Here is a 16,422-nt window from a genome sequence, read left to right as displayed (position 1 = left end):
CTCTTTTCTAATGTTGATGCCCATGAGGTTGCTCTAAGGCTGTTACCTTTCGCTTATGTTGCGCATGATTGCTTTGACTGGTGTCCACTTCGATGGTAATATTCTGAATTCCTCTTTCTTCTAAGAGCTGACGTACTTGATTCTTTGTTTCCGTCATCTGCCCCCAATCCTCTAAACAAAGATGGATAATGGCATTATTTTCCAGACCATCCATGGACCAAATGCTAAGTTGATTGACACTTTTGACATTAGTCAGAGCATCCAAATCCTTCTCCAAATCACCAGTCTCTACTCCTTCTGGCACAGCGTCCAAGAAAATCTTGAGCGCGCTCCAAAAGCGAGGAATGGCTTTTGTTAGAATGAAGATGGAAATGACAAGAGATAAGAGCGGATCAAGGATATACCAATCTGTAAATCGGAGGATAATCGCCACTAGAATGACAGCCAACCAACCAAGTGTATCTTCAAAAAAGTGCAGGCTGAGAATTGACTCGTTCTTTGTCTTTCCCTTACGAACTACTAGACTAGCTAGCACATTGATACTGACTGCAATAATTCCTAGCCAGAGGATACCTTCATCATTGACGGGCTGTGGATTAAAAAGTTTAGTTATATTTTCCAAAATCACTAGGATGGATCCTGTGATAAGAATCACAGCAGTCACTAGTGCTCCTAAAAGACTAAATCGCTTGTAACCCAAGGTGTACTGCCTATCTTCTTCTCTATTTGAGATTGTTTCTAAAAAGGCCGATATGCCAATAGCTATAGCATCTCCCAAGTCATGGACAGAATCAGCAAGAACAGCACTCGAACCAAAGATTCCTCCTGCGATAAACTCAACAATAGCATAGCTTAAATTTAAGAAAAAAGCTACCCAAACAGTATATTTTGCCTTCATCTTTCTCATTCCTTTGTTATAATAGATTTATGAACACCTTATTCATTATTATTATCCACTAAAACTCAAAGAAAGGATAGAAGCAAAACATCAGCTTTATTCAGTTCTGAACAATTTGCCTCAAGTGTCCATATGACTACCATTGACCGCCGTATCAGCAAAACAAAAAAAGCCATCTATCAAGCTTTTCTACAACTCTTGAACGAGAAGGGCTACGAATCCACTACAGTTCAGGATATCATTGACCTCGCAGATGTGGGACGTTCCACCTTTTACTGTCACTATGAGAGCAAGGAACTACTTCTGGACGAACTTTGTCGCTACCTCTTCCATCACCTCTTTGAAAGAGAGCAATCCATTTCAACCGAGGACTACCTCGCCCACCTCTTTCTCCATTTTCAGAAAAACCAAGACCATATCACCAGTCTGCTATTTTCCAAAAATGACTACTTCCTCCGTCAACTCCAGAGAGAGTTAGAACACCATATCTATTCCGTGATGGCTGATGATTTAAGAGAAGCTCACCCGAGTTTGCCTACTTCTTACCTCCAACACTTAGTCGTGTCCAACTTTATCGAGACATTGACCTGGTGGCTCAAAAAAGGACAAGACTTCACAGACCAGGAAGTTGTCCAATTTTATCTATACCTTCTCATTCCTAAAAATTGAATATAGATTAGAGCTCAGTTACCTTATTTCTAGGCTACTGAGTTTTTTATCTTTGTTAGGTAAATCCGTATTCTGCTTAGCAGCCTTGCTCCATTGATACCAACCAACTAGACTGTTAATGAGATAAATTAGATATTTCCCTTGAATTTGCAGGCTTTCTCCCCACAAGAGATAGATTGAAAAGACATTGGTAGCTGCCCAGAATATCCACTGTTCACGGTAAACGGCTGTCATGAGGATTTGCCCTACCCCATTGAATGGGAACAGCGTAAGTTGGGAGACGAAGTTCGAATAGTGATGGGAGAGTCTCCTAATTCAGAAAATTATACTGATGATCCTAATGGGCGCTAAAAATGCGAAGACCTATGAAGACCTATTTTGTATTAGTCAAACAAAAAATCCAAAAGAAATGGTATATGATTATGACCATGAAACAAAGTAAAATCAAACCGAGTGATCTGAGGAAGCACCCGATGATCATGAAACGTTATTAAACACAAAAGTCACCCATGTGAGTTCTTGCCAGAAGCTGAAGTTAATCCTTCAACCTGGAAAACCCGCAGAGGTGATTTTTTCTATACATCTCGATTTTTCTGGCAATAATCATTAACCGATAAATATGTCTGTGAATCACCCAGCGACTCCGCTATGTCCATAATCCGCGGTGGTAGTAATCCCACTCGCTGGACAAGTTCGTGATTGCTGAACAATTCCCGTGAACTGCCGGCGAAGCCAAACTTCCCGTGTTCCATAACATACACCGACTCAAACTCGGCGGCGACCCAATCCATGTCATGGGTGATGGTCACAACTTGGTGGCCCGAATCAGCCAACTGATGGAAAATTGCGGTCAACTTGCGCCGGCTTTCCCAATCAAGCGACATCATCGGCTCATCAAATAAATAAATCGCCGGATCCACTGCCAAAACTGTGGCAACGCTCAACAGCTTGCGTTCCGACAATGATAGGTCATATGGACTTTCAGCTGTTTTATCATCCAAGCCAACTCTTTTTAGAGCCGCTAAAGCCCGCCTCGTAATCGTGTCGTGGTCATCCACGACCTGCGCGACATTCCACTCCACCTCTCGTTGAACGGTCGGGTTGAAAAGCTGATCGTCAGGATTCTGAAAAGTAATCCCAATCTTCAGTAACTTTTCGACTGGTTTAAGATCATTAAAATTTTCTCCATCGATCTTAATCACACCGGTTTGTGGTGTCAGCAAGCCCGTCAACAATTTGAAGAGCGTTGATTTGCCGGCACCATTTTGGCCGACAATCGCCACCATCGGATCGGCGAAGTGTTTGTCTTCAACATCCAAGCTAAAGGACCGTTCCGGATAAGTGAACGTCAGGTGGCTCAGTTCAATTGTGGGCATAACGAACCTCCTTCAGATCAGCGTAATTCACCGGATACCGGCCATCAGCCAAGTGCCAATCCATTTTTTGAGCAAGTTGCTGGATTGTCGGGGCTGGAATCTGCCAGTCAGCTGCCAAATGATTAAACACCTCACCCGGCCTGCCCTGGGCTACCATTTGACCCTCGTGCAGCACCCACACAACGTCGGCGACTTCGCACAAATCGTCAATTTCACTGGTGACAATGAAGACAGTCGTCTCTTTGACTTGGGCCAGCCATTGGAAAAATTGCCGGCGGCCAAGGGGATCCATCTCACTGGTCGGATCATCCATAATCAAAACAGCCGGATTAGCCACAATCGCCGTGGCAATTGCCAACCGCTGGATCTGACCACCGGAAAGGCTCTCGGGACGCAAATTCAGCTGTTCAATCAGCCCCATTTGCGTGGCAACTTCTTCAACCCGTTTTTGAATCAGTCCTTCAGCCATTCCCTGATTAATCAAGTCAAAGGCTATTTCATCGGCAACCGTGTCTGCCAACCCGCTTAGTTGGCCAGCTGGATTTTGCAGTACAACTCCATTCATGGCATTATAAACGGGCCAATTGTCGGACACTCGCTGGCCAAACATGTGCCAATCGCCCTCAATCTCAGCAGACACAATTTTGGGAATGACCCCTGCCAGCACACGGCACAAAGTCGATTTGCCGGAGTGACTATTCCCGATAATCCCAACCACCTGGCCGGTATGAACCTCCGCGTTAATCTGACGCAGTTGTGGTTGCTCAGTACCCGGATAACGGGTGGTCAAATTTTCAATTACAATCCGTTTATCTTCGTCCATATCTTCCACCCAATCAATAAAATTGCCAATCCAGTCAGACCAATGTGCAGCGTCCGCGACAGGCGATACACGCGCTGGGAGGTTCTGACAGTCCGATTGAGATTATCAAAACCTCTCAGTTGGAGAGAAATCGACCGCGTCATCGATTGATCCAAGGTCTTAATCACCAATGGAATTAGAACCGGCAGGACTGACTTTAATTTCTGAATCAACGTTTTTTGCGGATTGGTTCCGCGAACTTTTTGTGCCTGCTGGATTTTCCGCATATTGCGCATCATTTCCGGCAAAATATAACACACCGACATCAGAACGTAGACGGTTTTATAAGACAATCCGGACAGTTCCAAATAGGTCGCGTTTTCTGAAATACTTGTGGTCACCATAAAAAAGCCACTGGTCAAAATAATCACCAATACTCGACAACCCAGAGTGATGGCGTAAATCAGACCTTCTTTGTAGAACGACACCCCAAGCACAGAAAACAGCACAGTTTGATTCCGACTGTAAAATAACCCTTGGATGATCAGCATGGTGCAAATCAGAAACAGGCTGAATCCCAGCGCCTTAAAGGTGGTAGAACTCAATTTGGAAAATAACAATAGCAGTGTTGCGAAAAGAATTAATCCGGCCTGAAGCAATAAATTCATACTGGCAAAGCTCAACAACGTCATGTCCAAGATGAACAAGAGCTTAGTAATCGGATCGATCACCTGGTACCACTTGAGCTTGAGCCGTGGCGCTCCAGAAATCAATGTTTTATCAGTCATCATTTATCATCGCTAAAGAAGTGTACCATCCGCTTCGGCAGCTGACGATAGATGAAGAATGCCAGATAGGCCACGCAGACTTTATCCAAAATATCCAAGACGAACTCATCGGTAAATGAGGCCAGCCACACTGGTACATGATTGGCGACCATTACCGCAAACAATGAGTCACCCCAAGCGATACCGGTCTGACCACCCCAAAAGATGACGTTGAGTGGCGTTGAAATGACAGCTGAAACGATGGCAATAATAATAGCAGAAACAAATACTCGTCGCGCTGACGAGAACCACCCATTGGCGTGCAAAACTCCGACAGCAATCCCAATTCCGATGCTGGTAATCGCATACACGGTTGAAATTGGCGATAAGGTCAGCCCATAGATCACGTTGTTGATGAAACCACTAATGGCACCGACAACCGGTCCAGCCAACATGCTGGAAAGAAAGGTTCCCAAAGACCCCAGCCAAACGGGCAACTTTAACCCCTCCGCCAAGGCTTTGGCAACATAGTTAATCCCCACGGCAGCGGGAATCAAAGTCATGGTGGCAGCACTTAACTTAAATTTCCACATACTGGTACGATGAATCGGTTCTTTTTTCATAATCTTCTCCTTTTGTTTTTAAAGAGCCGTGTCTGGATAGACTTTCGGACGCAACGCTCTATTATATATCTACTGAACTGTCTATACACAAGATTTCCATCCTTAGTCGACATGAGCTGGAAATCTTTATTTGTTAAGTAGTTCACAACACATTATACACCTATTTTATGAATAGTCAAGTGTATTTACAGTAAAATTTTAGAAAATCATTAAAATTTCCTCTTATTTTCCATTTAAAAATGAAAATCATTAATTCTGACACCAAAAAAGCCCAGACAACATTGTCTGAGCAGTTTTCTATATGGTCGTTTAACAAAGTTGAGTTTGACATTTTCAAGCTATTTCTTCAACAAACCTTGTTCTTGCAGAAATTCCTTGGCTACTTGTTCTGCTGACTTGCCTTCTACACCCACTTGATAATTAAGCTGGCTCATCTGGCTTTCAGTAATTTTACCAGCCAATTTATTGAGAACTGTTTCCAACTCTGGATGTTTCTTGAGAAGAGCTTCTTTCATCAATGGAGCCCCTTGATAAGGTGGGAAGAGTTGCTTGTCATCTTCCAAGATCTGTAAATCATAACGCGCTAATTCCGCATCAGTTGAATAAGCGTCCGTAATTTGAATATCCCCTGACTGAATAGCCTGATAGCGAAGGGCTGGTTCCATGGTTGCCACATTAAGATTGAGACCATACATTGATTGCAAGCCCTTATTGCCATCTTCACGGTCATTAAACTCAAGTGTAAAGCCTGCCTTCAGCTGTCCTTCCACTTTTTTCAAGTCCGAAATGGTCTTCAAGCCATATTCTTGAGCAATCTTTTTCGGAACAGCTACAGCGTAGGTATTTTGATAAGACATGGGTTTTAGATAGGCTAGATGATCCTGTTTGGCAATACCTTCACGCGCCACCTGATAAACCTGCTCTGGCTCGTGACTCACTTTAGGTGATGGCTGAAGCAAACTTTCAGTCACCGTACCAGTAAATTCAGGATAGATGTCAATATCGCCTTTTTTCAGAGCTTCATAGAGGAAACTTGTTTTCCCAAAATTCGGTTTAACAGTCGCAGTCATACTGGTATTTTCTTCAATCAGCAATTTATACATATTGGCCAAAATTTCTGGTTCTGGACCCAATTTCCCAGCAATAACCAAGTTTTCTTTCTCTTTTTGAGCCAAGAGGGCTGGACTATAAGATATACCAAGTAATATTGTAACCAAGGCAAAACCAGAGAAAATCGTCCGCAATTTTGCTTTTTCCATCACTTTTAGTAGGAAGTTAAAGGCAATGGCCAGCACTGCAGAAGAAAGTGCCCCAATCAAAATCAGACTGGCATTATTACGGTCGATTCCCAAGAGGATAAAGGAACCTAGTCCCCCTGCACCAATCAAGGCCGCCAAGGTTGCCGTACCGATAATCAAAACAGCTGCTGTCCGAATCCCAGACATCATAACAGGCATGGCAAGTGGAATTTCAAACTTCTTGAGCCTCTCCCATCTGGTCATCCCAAAGGCAATCCCAGCCTCTTGCAGACTCGGATCAATTCCCTTCAGCCCAGTGATGGTATTTTGCAAAATCGGGAAAATCGCATAAATCACAAGAGCTGTCAAAGCTGGCAAGGTCCCAATTCCCATCAAGGGGATAAAGAGCCCCAACAAGGCTAGAGACGGAATAGTCTGGAAAATCCCTGCAATCTGCAAGATCCAATCTGCCAACTTCTCATGATAGCGAAGATAAACAGCCAAAGGAATCGCGATAAAAATAGCTAGTAACAGGGTCAAAAGTGACAACTGCAAATGTTGAGATAGTGCTGTCAACCAATCACTAAAACGATCCTGAAAAGTTGCAATTAAATTAGTCATGAACACTACCTCCAAACAAATCTGCAACAAAGTCTGTGGCAGGAGCTTTTAAAATGGTCTCAGGATTCGCCACCTGACGAATCTCTCCATCCTGCAAAACAGCAATACGGTCCGCCAATTTCAGAGCTTCATCCGTATCATGGGTCACAAAAATAGTTGTCATCCCAAACTCTTTATGCAATTCTTTAGTCAGAACCTGCAACTGTTTTCTCGAGATAGCATCCAAGGCTGAAAAAGGTTCATCCATGAGGAGAATCTTAGGCTGACCAATCATAGCACGGACAATACCAACCCGTTGCTGTTCTCCACCAGATAATTCACTTGGAAGTCTATGCCCATACTCAGCTACTGGTAAACCAACCTTAGCCAAAAACTCTTCAGTTTTCTTCGCAATTTCTTCCTTAGTCCAGCCCTTCATCTCAGGAATCAGGGCAATATTTTCCGCAACCGTTAGATTGGGAAAGAGAGCAATGGCCTGTAAAACATAACCAGTAGAGAGACGAAGCTCACGCTCATCATAGTCTTTAATGCGCTTGCCATCCATATAAATATTTCCATCAGTTGGTTCCAAGAGACGGTTAATCATCTTAAGCATGGTTGTCTTACCTGAGCCAGAAGGTCCAACTAAAACCATGAACTCCCCATTCTCAATCCGTAAACTGACATCTCTCAAGACATCTTTTTCTGTATAACGTAAAGCTACATTCTTGTATTCAATCATTCTGTATCCTCAATTTAAAACTTGCCTCGGTTGGTCAAGTATTCTACCTTAGGCATAACTTCCTTATTATCCCAATGCTCTACAATTTCCCCGTTTTCTATACGGAAGATATCGTACTTGGCATATGCAACACCATCAATCTGAATCTGACCATAACTAACCACATAGTTTCCTTGTCCTAAGAGTTGGAAAACAAAGTCAAAAGTGCCCCCGTGTTAGACTACATAGTTTTTATATGCATCTCTTCCTTGCCCAATTTCATGATTATGCTGAATCAGATCCTCTGCCACATAATCACTCCACTGCTCTAGTTCCCCATTTTGGAAAATTTCTGTCAAGAAACGGCGAACCAACTTTTTATTTTCTGCTGTCTTATTCAAATCCGTGATCTCAAAATCACCAAAAATCTGATCTAACTGGCCATTTTCAGGTGTTAGATAGTAGTCAATGACATTCCAATGCTCCACGATACGATCATTCTCATCCGCACGGAAAGTATCCGTCGTCACCCATTGAGCTTCTCCACCATTCAGATATTGATGAACATGAACAAAGACCAGATTGCCATCCTCAATAGTGCGAACAATCTTCATCTCACGCTCTGGATGGCCCTCGAAGAAATTTGCAAAGAAGCTGCAAATCCTTCTTTCCCTTCAGGCACACCTGTCGAATGTTGGATATAGGTTCCCCTACAGACTGGGCTTGAGCCTCAGCAACTCGTCCGTCTTGAATAGCATGAATGTATAGATTTTGTACATTTTCAAGTTGTTTGGACATATTCTAATCCTCATTTTCCTTCTCTTTCAAATTAGCCAATATCCGTTCCTGAAAATCTTCGAACTGCTCTATTTCTTTATCTGAGAATCCCTTGTAGTAAATAGCGTCTAATTCTCGACTAACACGGTCACTTACTTCTTGCTGCGACCATCCCAAGTCTGTCAAGACTAGATATTTTTTTCGTTTATCTAAACCACATGGACTAACTGTCACAAGATTTTTTTCCTCTAGCTTTTTTATCATAGTCGTTAGCGTATTATTAGCAAGCCCAGTTGCCAGAGCAATATCTGTCGCAGTTGCACAGCCTGTCTCACTATTCCATAGAACAGTGAGAATCTTGCCCTGCTCACTCCGATAAAGAGCTTCAGGATCCCGACTAAGTAACTTTTGAAAAATCCTTCCATTCAACAAACGAATATGATGGGCGACCAAATGACTATCTCTCATGATACCTCCAATTTATTTCTATACCGAAATGAATAAAATCATTGTAACACTTGTCATTCCAACTGTCAACTATTTCGATTTAGAAATAGTTTTTCTATACAAAAAACCTCCTGCCAAAGACAGAAGGTTACAATCCTCTAAAATTAATCAATCATATCAGTAGACAAGGTTCTATGTTCTAAGGGAAGACTGCACATGACCAATAAGAAAATAAAACCTGACTGAATCCAGAAGAGGGCTAAATCAAAGATGCCATGGACAGCAACCACTGTTAGGAAGGATAAATAAAGACCTATAATAGGACGTTTCCCCTCCTCTTGGCTCATATCCATCATTAGTCGAACTGGCTTGATAGAAGAAAGAACCAATAAAATAGTTCCTACAACTCCATAACTTAAAATTGTATCGATATATAGGCTATGAGCATGTTCATGATAAGGAGCCCCTATCCTAGGATAAGAGTGCATATAGGTCAATGGTCCCTCGCCCCAAAATGGATTTTGCTTGAACAAAGCCATTCCAGCATCCCAAATTGAAATCCGTTCTTCCATTGATGAATCCAAGGTTCCCATCCTTACTCCAAGATCACTTGAAAATAGGAAGCTCAGACCAATAGCAAAGACACCTATACTCAGCCAAAAGGCACGCCAGTTTTTAATTGTAGTGAATAGGTAAATGATAGCTCCTGCAATAATAGCTGGAAAAGCCGTACGATTTTGGGTAAAATTCAATCCAAAGAGATTAGCAAACCCTGCTAGCACACAAAAGATTCTCAACCAATTCAACTTGGTCGTAGTAAAAAGGTAAAAGGCAATCATAATGCAGAAGCAACAAATAATACCATAATAATTAGGATTAAAGAAGGTAACTTCTGCTCGATTCTGATGCCAAACCTGCATATTGGGTGACAGAAAAGCGTAGTTAAATTTCTTCACAATTTGAAAATGCTCTAAACTCGCAAAAGCAGCTGATAAAACACTCCCCAATAAAATAAACTCTAAAATGAATCTAAAGAATTTATGCGATAAAAGAGACTGATAGTGTAAATAGAAAATGGTAAATAGAATAATTGCAACTGAGGCTAGAAGTCCCGTCCAATTTTGTGCAAATGTCGAAATAGCGGTACTATAAGCAAGAAAAAGGAGAAGCATTGGATGCTCGCCCATTCTCTGAAGAATCGTTTTCATGTCTCCTGTAAAAATTAAAGAAATAATATATAAACAGAATACAATTACAAAAAGATAAAAGGGTAAAAAGATACTGAGTATAACTCCTAATAGAACAAACTCTTTATTAGACAACCCTTTTAGCTTTTCAAATAAGCCTATTGATTTCAAAGCAAATCCTTTCTCTCTAAATCATTTGATTCAGATAAATAGTAAGCTACCCTATATTTTACCACTTTTTTTAGCATTTGAAAACATGGGAAACGTTTGCTAAAGCAAAAATAGTTAATTTTTAGAGGAAGTTTTTAATTTTTTAACAATACGGTAGATTTCATTAGATTGTCTTATAATTTTTATCAATAAACTAGAGCTATGTGGTACAATAATACTAAAGTCAGATTATAGTTTTGAAAAAGAACTATCACTACTAATAGCTCGAAATTAACTATTTATAGAATAGAGTAAAGGAAAAACAATGAAATCCTATCAAGCAGTCTACCAAATCCTAGTACAACATAATGACTATATTAGCGGAGAAAAAATTGCTGAAGAACTTTCTTTAAGTCGAACATCTGTTTGGAAAGCTATCAAACGCCTACAACAAGAAGGGATTGAAATTGATAGCATAAAAAATAGAGGCTATAAACTATTGAATGGAGATCTTCTCCTTCCAGACCTCATAGAGAAAAATCTCCCAATTACAGTTAACTTTAAGTCAGAAACTAAGTCAACCCAAATTGATGCAAAAGAAGCAATAGATTTAGGATATGAGGAAAACACTCTCTATCTAGCATCCTATCAAACAGCCGGTCGCGGTCGTTTTCAACGTTCCTTCTTCTCCCCACAAGGTGGCATTTATATGACTCTACACCTCAAGCCCAACCTTACTTATGATAAACTACCTTATTATACCTTACTAGTAGCAGGGGCAGTTTATAAAGCGATTAAGAATCTAACTCTAATTGATGTCGATATTAAGTGGGTTAATGATATCTATTACAAAAACCGTAAGGTAGGAGGGATCCTAACAGAGGCGACCACATCAGTAGAAACCGGCCTTGTAACAGACATTATTATTGGAGTTGGAATCAATTTTACCATTAAAGAATTTCCAAAAGAATTAGAAAATAAAGCAGGAAGCCTATTTACAACTCCAGCACCTATTACAAGAAATGACCTAATCATTGAAATTTGGCGATGTTTCTTCGAAACTCCAGAAACAGAGCTGCTATTCTTATATAAAAAACAGTCTTTTGTTCTCGGAAAAGAAGTGACCTTTATTCAAGCTAATATTGAATACCGAGGCATTGCTAAAGATATTTCTGAAAAAGGCGAACTCCTGGTTCAATGTGATAATGGAGAAGAAATTTGGTTAAACAGCGGAGAAATCTCTCTCAAGACTTGGGAATAAGAAATGTAAATAACTAGAATAAAAAAACGAGCACTTTTGTACTCGTTTTTTTATAAACTACTAATTAAAGTGAGCTAACATCTACTTTGATACCGACACCTTGAGTAGTTGTGATAGTCAAGTTTGTTACGTAAGTTCCTTTAGCTGTAGCTGGTTTTGCTTTTTGGATTGTTTCGTTGAAAGCTTTGAAGTTTTCAACCAATTTTTCAGCTTCAAACGATACTTTACCGATGATTGCTTGAACGTTACCTGCACGGTCAGCACGGTAAGTAATCTTACCACCTTTAGACTCTTCAACTGCTTTTGCAACATCCATTGTTACAGTACCAGTTTTAGGGTTTGGCATCAAGTTACGTGGTCCAAGGACACGTCCAAGACGTCCAACAAGAGCCATCATGTCAGGTGTAGCGATAACTACGTCGAAGTCCAACCAACCATCGTTGATTTTCGCAACAAGGTCATCTTCACCAACAAAGTCTGCACCAGCAGCTTTTGCTTCTTCAGCTTTAGCACCACGTGCGAAAACAAGAACTCGTGAAGTTTTACCAGTTCCGTTTGGCAATACCATTGCTCCACGGATTTGTTGGTCAGCTTTTTTAACGTCGATGTTCAAGTTGTAAGCAACTTCTACAGTTGCGTCAAATTTTGCAAAGTTAGTTTCTTTTGCAAGTGCTACAGCTTCTTCTACACTGTATGCTTTTGTGCTGTCGATTTTCTCAAGAGCAGCACGAAGTTGTTTGCTTTTTTTAGCCATTTTCTATTCTCCTTGTAAGTGGTTCAATCGATTTTCATCTCCCACGTCACTTCTCGAAATGATGAAGTCTTGCGGGTTTTATTGGGGATGTTATTGATTAGTCAACAACAGTGAATCCCATAGAACGAGCAGTACCTTCGATCATACGCATTGCAGACTCTACGTTCGCTGCGTTCAAATCTGGCATCTTAGTTTCTGCAATTTCTTGTACTTGCGCACGAGTAACTGTAGCAACTTTAGTTTTGTTAGGTGTACCTGATCCTTTTTCAACACCTGCAGCTTTTTTCAAAAGAACAGCAGCTGGTGGTGTTTTAGTGATGAAAGTAAATGATTTATCTTCGTAAACTGAGATAACAACTGGAATGATCATACCAGCTTGGTCAGCTGTACGAGCGTTGAACTCTTTTGTGAATCCCATGATGTTGATACCAGCTTGACCAAGAGCAGGTCCAACCGGTGGAGCTGGTGTAGCTTTACCAGCAGGGATTTGCAATTTTACAAGTTTTTCGACTTTTTTAGCCATTTTTAAATCCTCCTTTGTGGTTTTGGCGGTAATGTAAGATTTTTACCTCCCACAAGTATGCTTTACACATACCCATCTATTATACACTATTTATCTCAAATTGCAAGAGAAAACTTCGTTTTTTTAATCTACATAGTTTCCACCTTCAAAGCCGAAATACTCTTCCAAACTGAGGCCACTAGCTGCAATTTCTTTAGCTTCTTTTCCTACATATCGAAGATGCCATTCTTCAGGCATATAACCAGTCTCTTTCTCTTTCCCTTTTAAATAACGGACTACAAAACCATAATCAGCTGCATGGTCCAAGAGCCATTGAGCTGCCTTTTCTTCCGTTACCAAGTCCCCATTTGTACCGATAACATCAAAGGCTAATCCTGTTTGGTGTTCACTATATCCTGGACGAGCAGAGTAGCGATCTGCCGCTTCTTTTCCATCTTTGTTAACATAATCTTGATAAAGACTGCTCTGGGTCTCATAACTTCTGAAGCCACTGTAGTGATCACTAATTGGGAATCCTGCTGCCTGCATGGCTGCAATTAACTTGACCAATTCTGCCTTTGCGATTGGATTTTCACCAGGATTATAGTCTTTCGACAAAGGATAGTGTTTGTTTGCTACAATGATTTCATCGTATTTCCCTTGGATGCTATAGTAGTCTCCTTTGTTAGCCACTTCTACTTTTTTCTGGGCAGCTCCTTGAGATTTACTGTCGACTGTTCCATCAGCTTTAGCTGTTTGTTCTGTCTTAGATGCGCCATCTTCATTTTTTGCTTTTTCTTGTGAACAAGCTGCTAGACTCAAGGCTAGCAAAGCTGTCAAGACAAGGTATGTTTTTTTCATTTCTACTCCTTTATTTCTAATAGTTTATCTACTTCTAACGATAAACATTCGACTAATCTTTTAATCTCATCCGGTTTTGCTTGGCAGGTTTCTGCTGTCATTTCTTCAAAGGGAACCCACCAGACTGGACCACGTCCCTTGAGACCGTGACCATTCATATCACCTGTTCGTCTAGGAAACAGATGCCAATGAAGATGGGCATCACCATTTCCTAGCAGTTCGATATTCATTTTCTCAGCAGTAAAGGCCTTAGCAACCGCCTCTTGGACTAAACTCATTTCTTCTAGAAAACGGAGTCTTGTTTCTTTTTCCAAATGATATAATTCTGTGACGTGTTCCTTGGCTAGAAAGAGACTATAGCCTGCAAAATACTGGTGATCTCCAATGACAAGATAGCCTGTTTCCAATTCTCTTACAAAGTAGGGATTTTCCTCAGCCTTGATGAGCTCAATTCGTTGGCAGATGAGGCACATAAGTTTCTCCTTTCAACTCTAAAAGGGTGTGATTAAGGTCAAAGAGTCGGTGTTTATAGGTCATCATTCCCCTCCCTCTTATCTTTATGAAATAAATTCTTAATCTTATTTAAAAATGGAATAACTTTAAAATAATTTCTAAAGCGTCTCTCGGTTAACTTAGGTCCCTGTAGTTTCCTATATTCTTCGATATAAATTGTAGATACTTTACCAATTTCACTTTCCCCGAAAATAATAGCTTTTGAAATTACTTCACCAACAATTAGAATAAGTGAAACCATTCCAACAAGCAGAGCAATAGAAGGATCATTAGACAAATAATACACTATCACAGCATCAACTGTAACAATAACGAAAAGGAGCATTATAAAACCTATTTCAGATTCTCTATCATCTATTTCATTAACACTCAATTCCGGGAGTAAAAAAATTAAAATCACTACAACAAGTAAGCAGAAAGCCATTAACAAAAAGAATACTGTTGATTGTTCGATAAAACTATTATATCCAGAGTAAATGAGAAACAGCTGAAGTAATAACATCACATACTGCAATAAATAAAATCATATTTTAGCTAAAGTTATAGACGAAATATTTTGTTCTACTTTTATATCTAGTAATCGTTTAGAAATTTGTATCCGATGAGCTAGTTCTTTTAAATCCTCTATTTGAAGTCTTTGAGAAGCAAGTTTATCCTCTATCATTTCTATTTGGTACCATACATACCCATCATCTTTTATCCACTGATATTTTCCAAAAGTTTTTATTTTTCGTCCAAATGGATTAATTTTTTGAGAAATTTTAAAAAGTAGTTTTTCTAAATCTGGATTAGTAATCCCTTTATCTACCAGTTCATCGGCATAAACAACTAGTTCTTTAAAGTTTTCTTGTTTATTTTCATACACATACTTATAATATTCCTCTTTTTTCTTTTGGAAATAAGCATACAAACTCGAAATCAACCCTGTTATTATAGCAGGCGTTGCTAATTGTTTCAGTATTTCATACATTATACTTTATCGCCCTTTCACTCCACTAACTCACTTCTTAGATAAGCATCAACCATACGTTCTGTTGCGGCCACCGAATCAATATGAGTACGCTCATAAGAATGGCTAGACTCGATACCAGCACCGAGAAGGGCGTGTTTGACTTCTGCACCTGCAGACATAGCCGCTGAAGCGTCCGAACCATAAAATGGATAGATGTCCAGCTTAAATGGAATATCTTGCTCTTTCGCCAAGGCAACCAAATGTTGACGGAAGTTATAGTGATAAGGCCCTGAGGCATCCTTGACACAAATAGACACTGTGTACTCATCTGTCTGCTGGTCATCGCCCATAGCTCCCATATCCACAGCCAGATACTCTACTACCTGAGCAGGAATGTTAGAGTTTGCACCGTGTCCCACTTCTTCAAAGACTGAAAAAGCAAAATGGGTTGTTACGGGCAATTCAATCTTCTCTTCCTTATAAATACGAAGCAGGTTAAGCAAAATCGCTGCGCTGACCTTATCGTCCAAATGACGAGACTTGATAAAACCTGTCTCTGTCACGACAGTTCGTGGGTCAAAACTGATAAAATCACCGACCTCAATCCCCAAGGCACGAGTTTCTTTTTCATTGGTTACTTTGGCGTCCAAGCGCACTTCCATATTGTCTTGCGTGCGTTCTGCAGTTCCTGCATCCTTGTAGACATGGCAAGACGTCTGATGGATTAAAATCGTTCCAGAAATAGTTTTACCTGTACTAGCCACATGAACGGTACAGTTTTCTCCTTCAATCATATTCCAAGGAAAACCACCGATACGGTCCATTTTGAGACGGCCGTCTGGTTTGACAGCACGAACAATGGCACCCAGCGTATCCACATGGGCAGTCACATAGCGATGCTCCTCATCATTTTGACCTTTGATGGTCACATTGACACCACCCTTGGCTGTACGAACTGGCTGGTAACCAAAACCTTCTAGAGCCTTGACTAAATAGTCCGAAATCTCATGAGTGAAACCCGTTGGCGACACAATTGCTGTTAATTCTTTGATGTATTCTACCGTTTGATGCATTTCTTCACCTCTTTTGCTACCTATTATAACACATTTATCATCGGATAAAAAAAAGAAAATCACTCCTGTAGACTTGGCTACAAAAGTGATTTTATACTCAATGAAAATCAAAGAGCAAACTAGGAAACTAGCCGCAGGTTGCTCAAAACACTGTTTTGAGGTTGTAGATGGAACTGACGTAGTCAGTATCCTACACATACGACAAGGCGACGTTGACGCGGTTTGAAGAGATTTTCGAAGAGTATTAGTGA

General features: G+C 40.5%; 19 protein-coding genes and 2 pseudogenes. 3 read left to right on the top strand and 18 right to left on the bottom strand.

Annotated elements, in window-relative coordinates; genetic code table 11:
• Positions 1-7: 7 nt before the first annotated feature.
• A complete protein-coding gene (locus tag QZ114_RS04335; protein ID WP_295500021.1) occupies positions 8-898 on the bottom strand; it encodes a cation diffusion facilitator family transporter in 891 nt (296 codons plus the stop codon).
• Between the two features lie 132 nt (positions 899-1,030).
• On the opposite strand from QZ114_RS04335, the gene QZ114_RS04330 reads away from it, so the two are divergent.
• A complete protein-coding gene (locus tag QZ114_RS04330) occupies positions 1,031-1,567 on the top strand; it encodes a TetR/AcrR family transcriptional regulator (RefSeq protein WP_295500018.1) in 537 nt (178 codons plus the stop codon).
• Positions 1,568-1,585: 18 nt separating this feature from the next.
• On the opposite strand, the pseudogene pnuC reads toward QZ114_RS04330, so the two are convergent.
• The 10 genes and pseudogenes from pnuC to QZ114_RS04280 all read right to left on the bottom strand — a co-directional run.
• Positions 1,586-1,822 (bottom strand): annotated as a pseudogene (pnuC, locus tag QZ114_RS04325) (nicotinamide riboside transporter PnuC); the annotation flags it as partial.
• Between the two features lie 320 nt (positions 1,823-2,142).
• Positions 2,143-2,943: an energy-coupling factor ABC transporter ATP-binding protein gene (locus QZ114_RS04320; protein ID WP_295500016.1), complete on the bottom strand. Its 801-nt coding sequence runs from the start codon at positions 2,941-2,943 to the stop codon at positions 2,143-2,145.
• Positions 2,930-3,766: an ABC transporter ATP-binding protein gene (locus tag QZ114_RS04315; protein ID WP_295500014.1), complete on the bottom strand. Its 837-nt coding sequence runs from the start codon at positions 3,764-3,766 to the stop codon at positions 2,930-2,932. Before QZ114_RS04315 ends, QZ114_RS04320 begins: the two co-directional genes overlap by 14 nt.
• Positions 3,742-4,533, bottom strand: coding sequence for an energy-coupling factor transporter transmembrane component T (locus QZ114_RS04310; RefSeq protein ID WP_295500273.1), 792 nt, complete (start codon positions 4,531-4,533; stop codon positions 3,742-3,744). The genes QZ114_RS04315 and QZ114_RS04310 overlap by 25 nt, the downstream gene beginning before the upstream one ends.
• Positions 4,533-5,135, bottom strand: a complete 603-nt coding sequence (locus QZ114_RS04305) for an ECF transporter S component (RefSeq protein ID WP_295500012.1) — start codon at positions 5,133-5,135, stop codon at positions 4,533-4,535. The genes QZ114_RS04310 and QZ114_RS04305 overlap by 1 nt, the downstream gene beginning before the upstream one ends.
• A 338-nt stretch (positions 5,136-5,473) precedes the next feature.
• Positions 5,474-6,994 carry an ABC transporter permease/substrate-binding protein gene (locus tag QZ114_RS04300; RefSeq protein WP_295500010.1) on the bottom strand — a complete coding sequence of 507 codons (1,521 nt, stop codon included), beginning with the start codon at positions 6,992-6,994 and terminating at the stop codon, positions 5,474-5,476.
• Positions 6,987-7,715 carry an ABC transporter ATP-binding protein gene (locus tag QZ114_RS04295; protein WP_295500008.1) on the bottom strand — a complete coding sequence of 243 codons (729 nt, stop codon included), beginning with the start codon at positions 7,713-7,715 and terminating at the stop codon, positions 6,987-6,989. Before QZ114_RS04295 ends, QZ114_RS04300 begins: the two co-directional genes overlap by 8 nt.
• A 14-nt stretch (positions 7,716-7,729) precedes the next feature.
• Positions 7,730-8,492 (bottom strand): annotated as a pseudogene (locus QZ114_RS04290) (nuclear transport factor 2 family protein).
• A gap of 3 nt (positions 8,493-8,495) precedes the next feature.
• Positions 8,496-8,939, bottom strand: coding sequence for a MarR family winged helix-turn-helix transcriptional regulator (locus QZ114_RS04285; protein ID WP_295500006.1), 444 nt, complete (start codon positions 8,937-8,939; stop codon positions 8,496-8,498).
• A gap of 143 nt (positions 8,940-9,082) precedes the next feature.
• Entirely contained in the window at positions 9,083-10,276 is a 1,194-nt protein-coding gene (locus tag QZ114_RS04280; RefSeq protein ID WP_295500004.1) for an O-antigen ligase, read from the bottom strand.
• A 304-nt stretch (positions 10,277-10,580) separates the two neighbouring features.
• Between QZ114_RS04280 and birA the strand changes: the two genes are divergently transcribed.
• Complete coding sequence (gene birA / locus QZ114_RS04275; protein WP_295500002.1) at positions 10,581-11,516, top strand: bifunctional biotin--[acetyl-CoA-carboxylase] ligase/biotin operon repressor BirA; 936 nt, start codon at positions 10,581-10,583, stop codon at positions 11,514-11,516.
• Between the two features lie 64 nt (positions 11,517-11,580).
• Here birA and rplA read toward each other — a convergent pair whose 3' ends face one another.
• The 7 genes from rplA to QZ114_RS04240 form a co-directional block, all read right to left on the bottom strand.
• A complete protein-coding gene (rplA, locus tag QZ114_RS04270) occupies positions 11,581-12,270 on the bottom strand; it encodes a 50S ribosomal protein L1 (RefSeq protein WP_295500000.1) in 690 nt (229 codons plus the stop codon).
• Between the two features lie 97 nt (positions 12,271-12,367).
• Positions 12,368-12,793 (bottom strand): 50S ribosomal protein L11, encoded by a 426-nt coding sequence (gene rplK, locus QZ114_RS04265; RefSeq protein WP_001085807.1) that lies wholly within the window; start codon positions 12,791-12,793, stop codon positions 12,368-12,370.
• Positions 12,794-12,916: 123 nt separating this feature from the next.
• Entirely contained in the window at positions 12,917-13,633 is a 717-nt protein-coding gene (ldcB, locus tag QZ114_RS04260; RefSeq protein WP_295499998.1) for an LD-carboxypeptidase LdcB/DacB, read from the bottom strand.
• Between the two features lie 2 nt (positions 13,634-13,635).
• Positions 13,636-14,106, bottom strand: coding sequence for an HIT family protein (locus QZ114_RS04255; RefSeq protein WP_295499996.1), 471 nt, complete (start codon positions 14,104-14,106; stop codon positions 13,636-13,638).
• A gap of 53 nt (positions 14,107-14,159) precedes the next feature.
• Positions 14,160-14,648 (bottom strand): hypothetical protein, encoded by a 489-nt coding sequence (locus QZ114_RS04250; RefSeq protein ID WP_295499994.1) that lies wholly within the window; start codon positions 14,646-14,648, stop codon positions 14,160-14,162.
• Positions 14,649-14,669: 21 nt separating this feature from the next.
• Positions 14,670-15,116: a hypothetical protein gene (locus QZ114_RS04245; RefSeq protein ID WP_295499991.1), complete on the bottom strand. Its 447-nt coding sequence runs from the start codon at positions 15,114-15,116 to the stop codon at positions 14,670-14,672.
• A 17-nt stretch (positions 15,117-15,133) separates the two neighbouring features.
• Complete coding sequence (locus QZ114_RS04240; protein WP_295499989.1) at positions 15,134-16,171, bottom strand: M42 family metallopeptidase; 1,038 nt, start codon at positions 16,169-16,171, stop codon at positions 15,134-15,136.
• Positions 16,172-16,271: 100 nt separating this feature from the next.
• Between QZ114_RS04240 and QZ114_RS04235 the strand changes: the two genes are divergently transcribed.
• Positions 16,272-16,397 carry a hypothetical protein gene (locus QZ114_RS04235; RefSeq protein WP_261061026.1) on the top strand — a complete coding sequence of 42 codons (126 nt, stop codon included), beginning with the start codon at positions 16,272-16,274 and terminating at the stop codon, positions 16,395-16,397.
• Positions 16,398-16,422: the final 25 nt, after the last annotated feature.

This window comes from uncultured Streptococcus sp., assembly GCF_901875575.1.
In the GTDB taxonomy this organism is placed as follows: domain Bacteria; phylum Bacillota; class Bacilli; order Lactobacillales; family Streptococcaceae; genus Streptococcus.
Note: the sequence above shows the minus strand (reverse complement) of the source record. Positions and strands in the feature narration are given on the sequence as shown.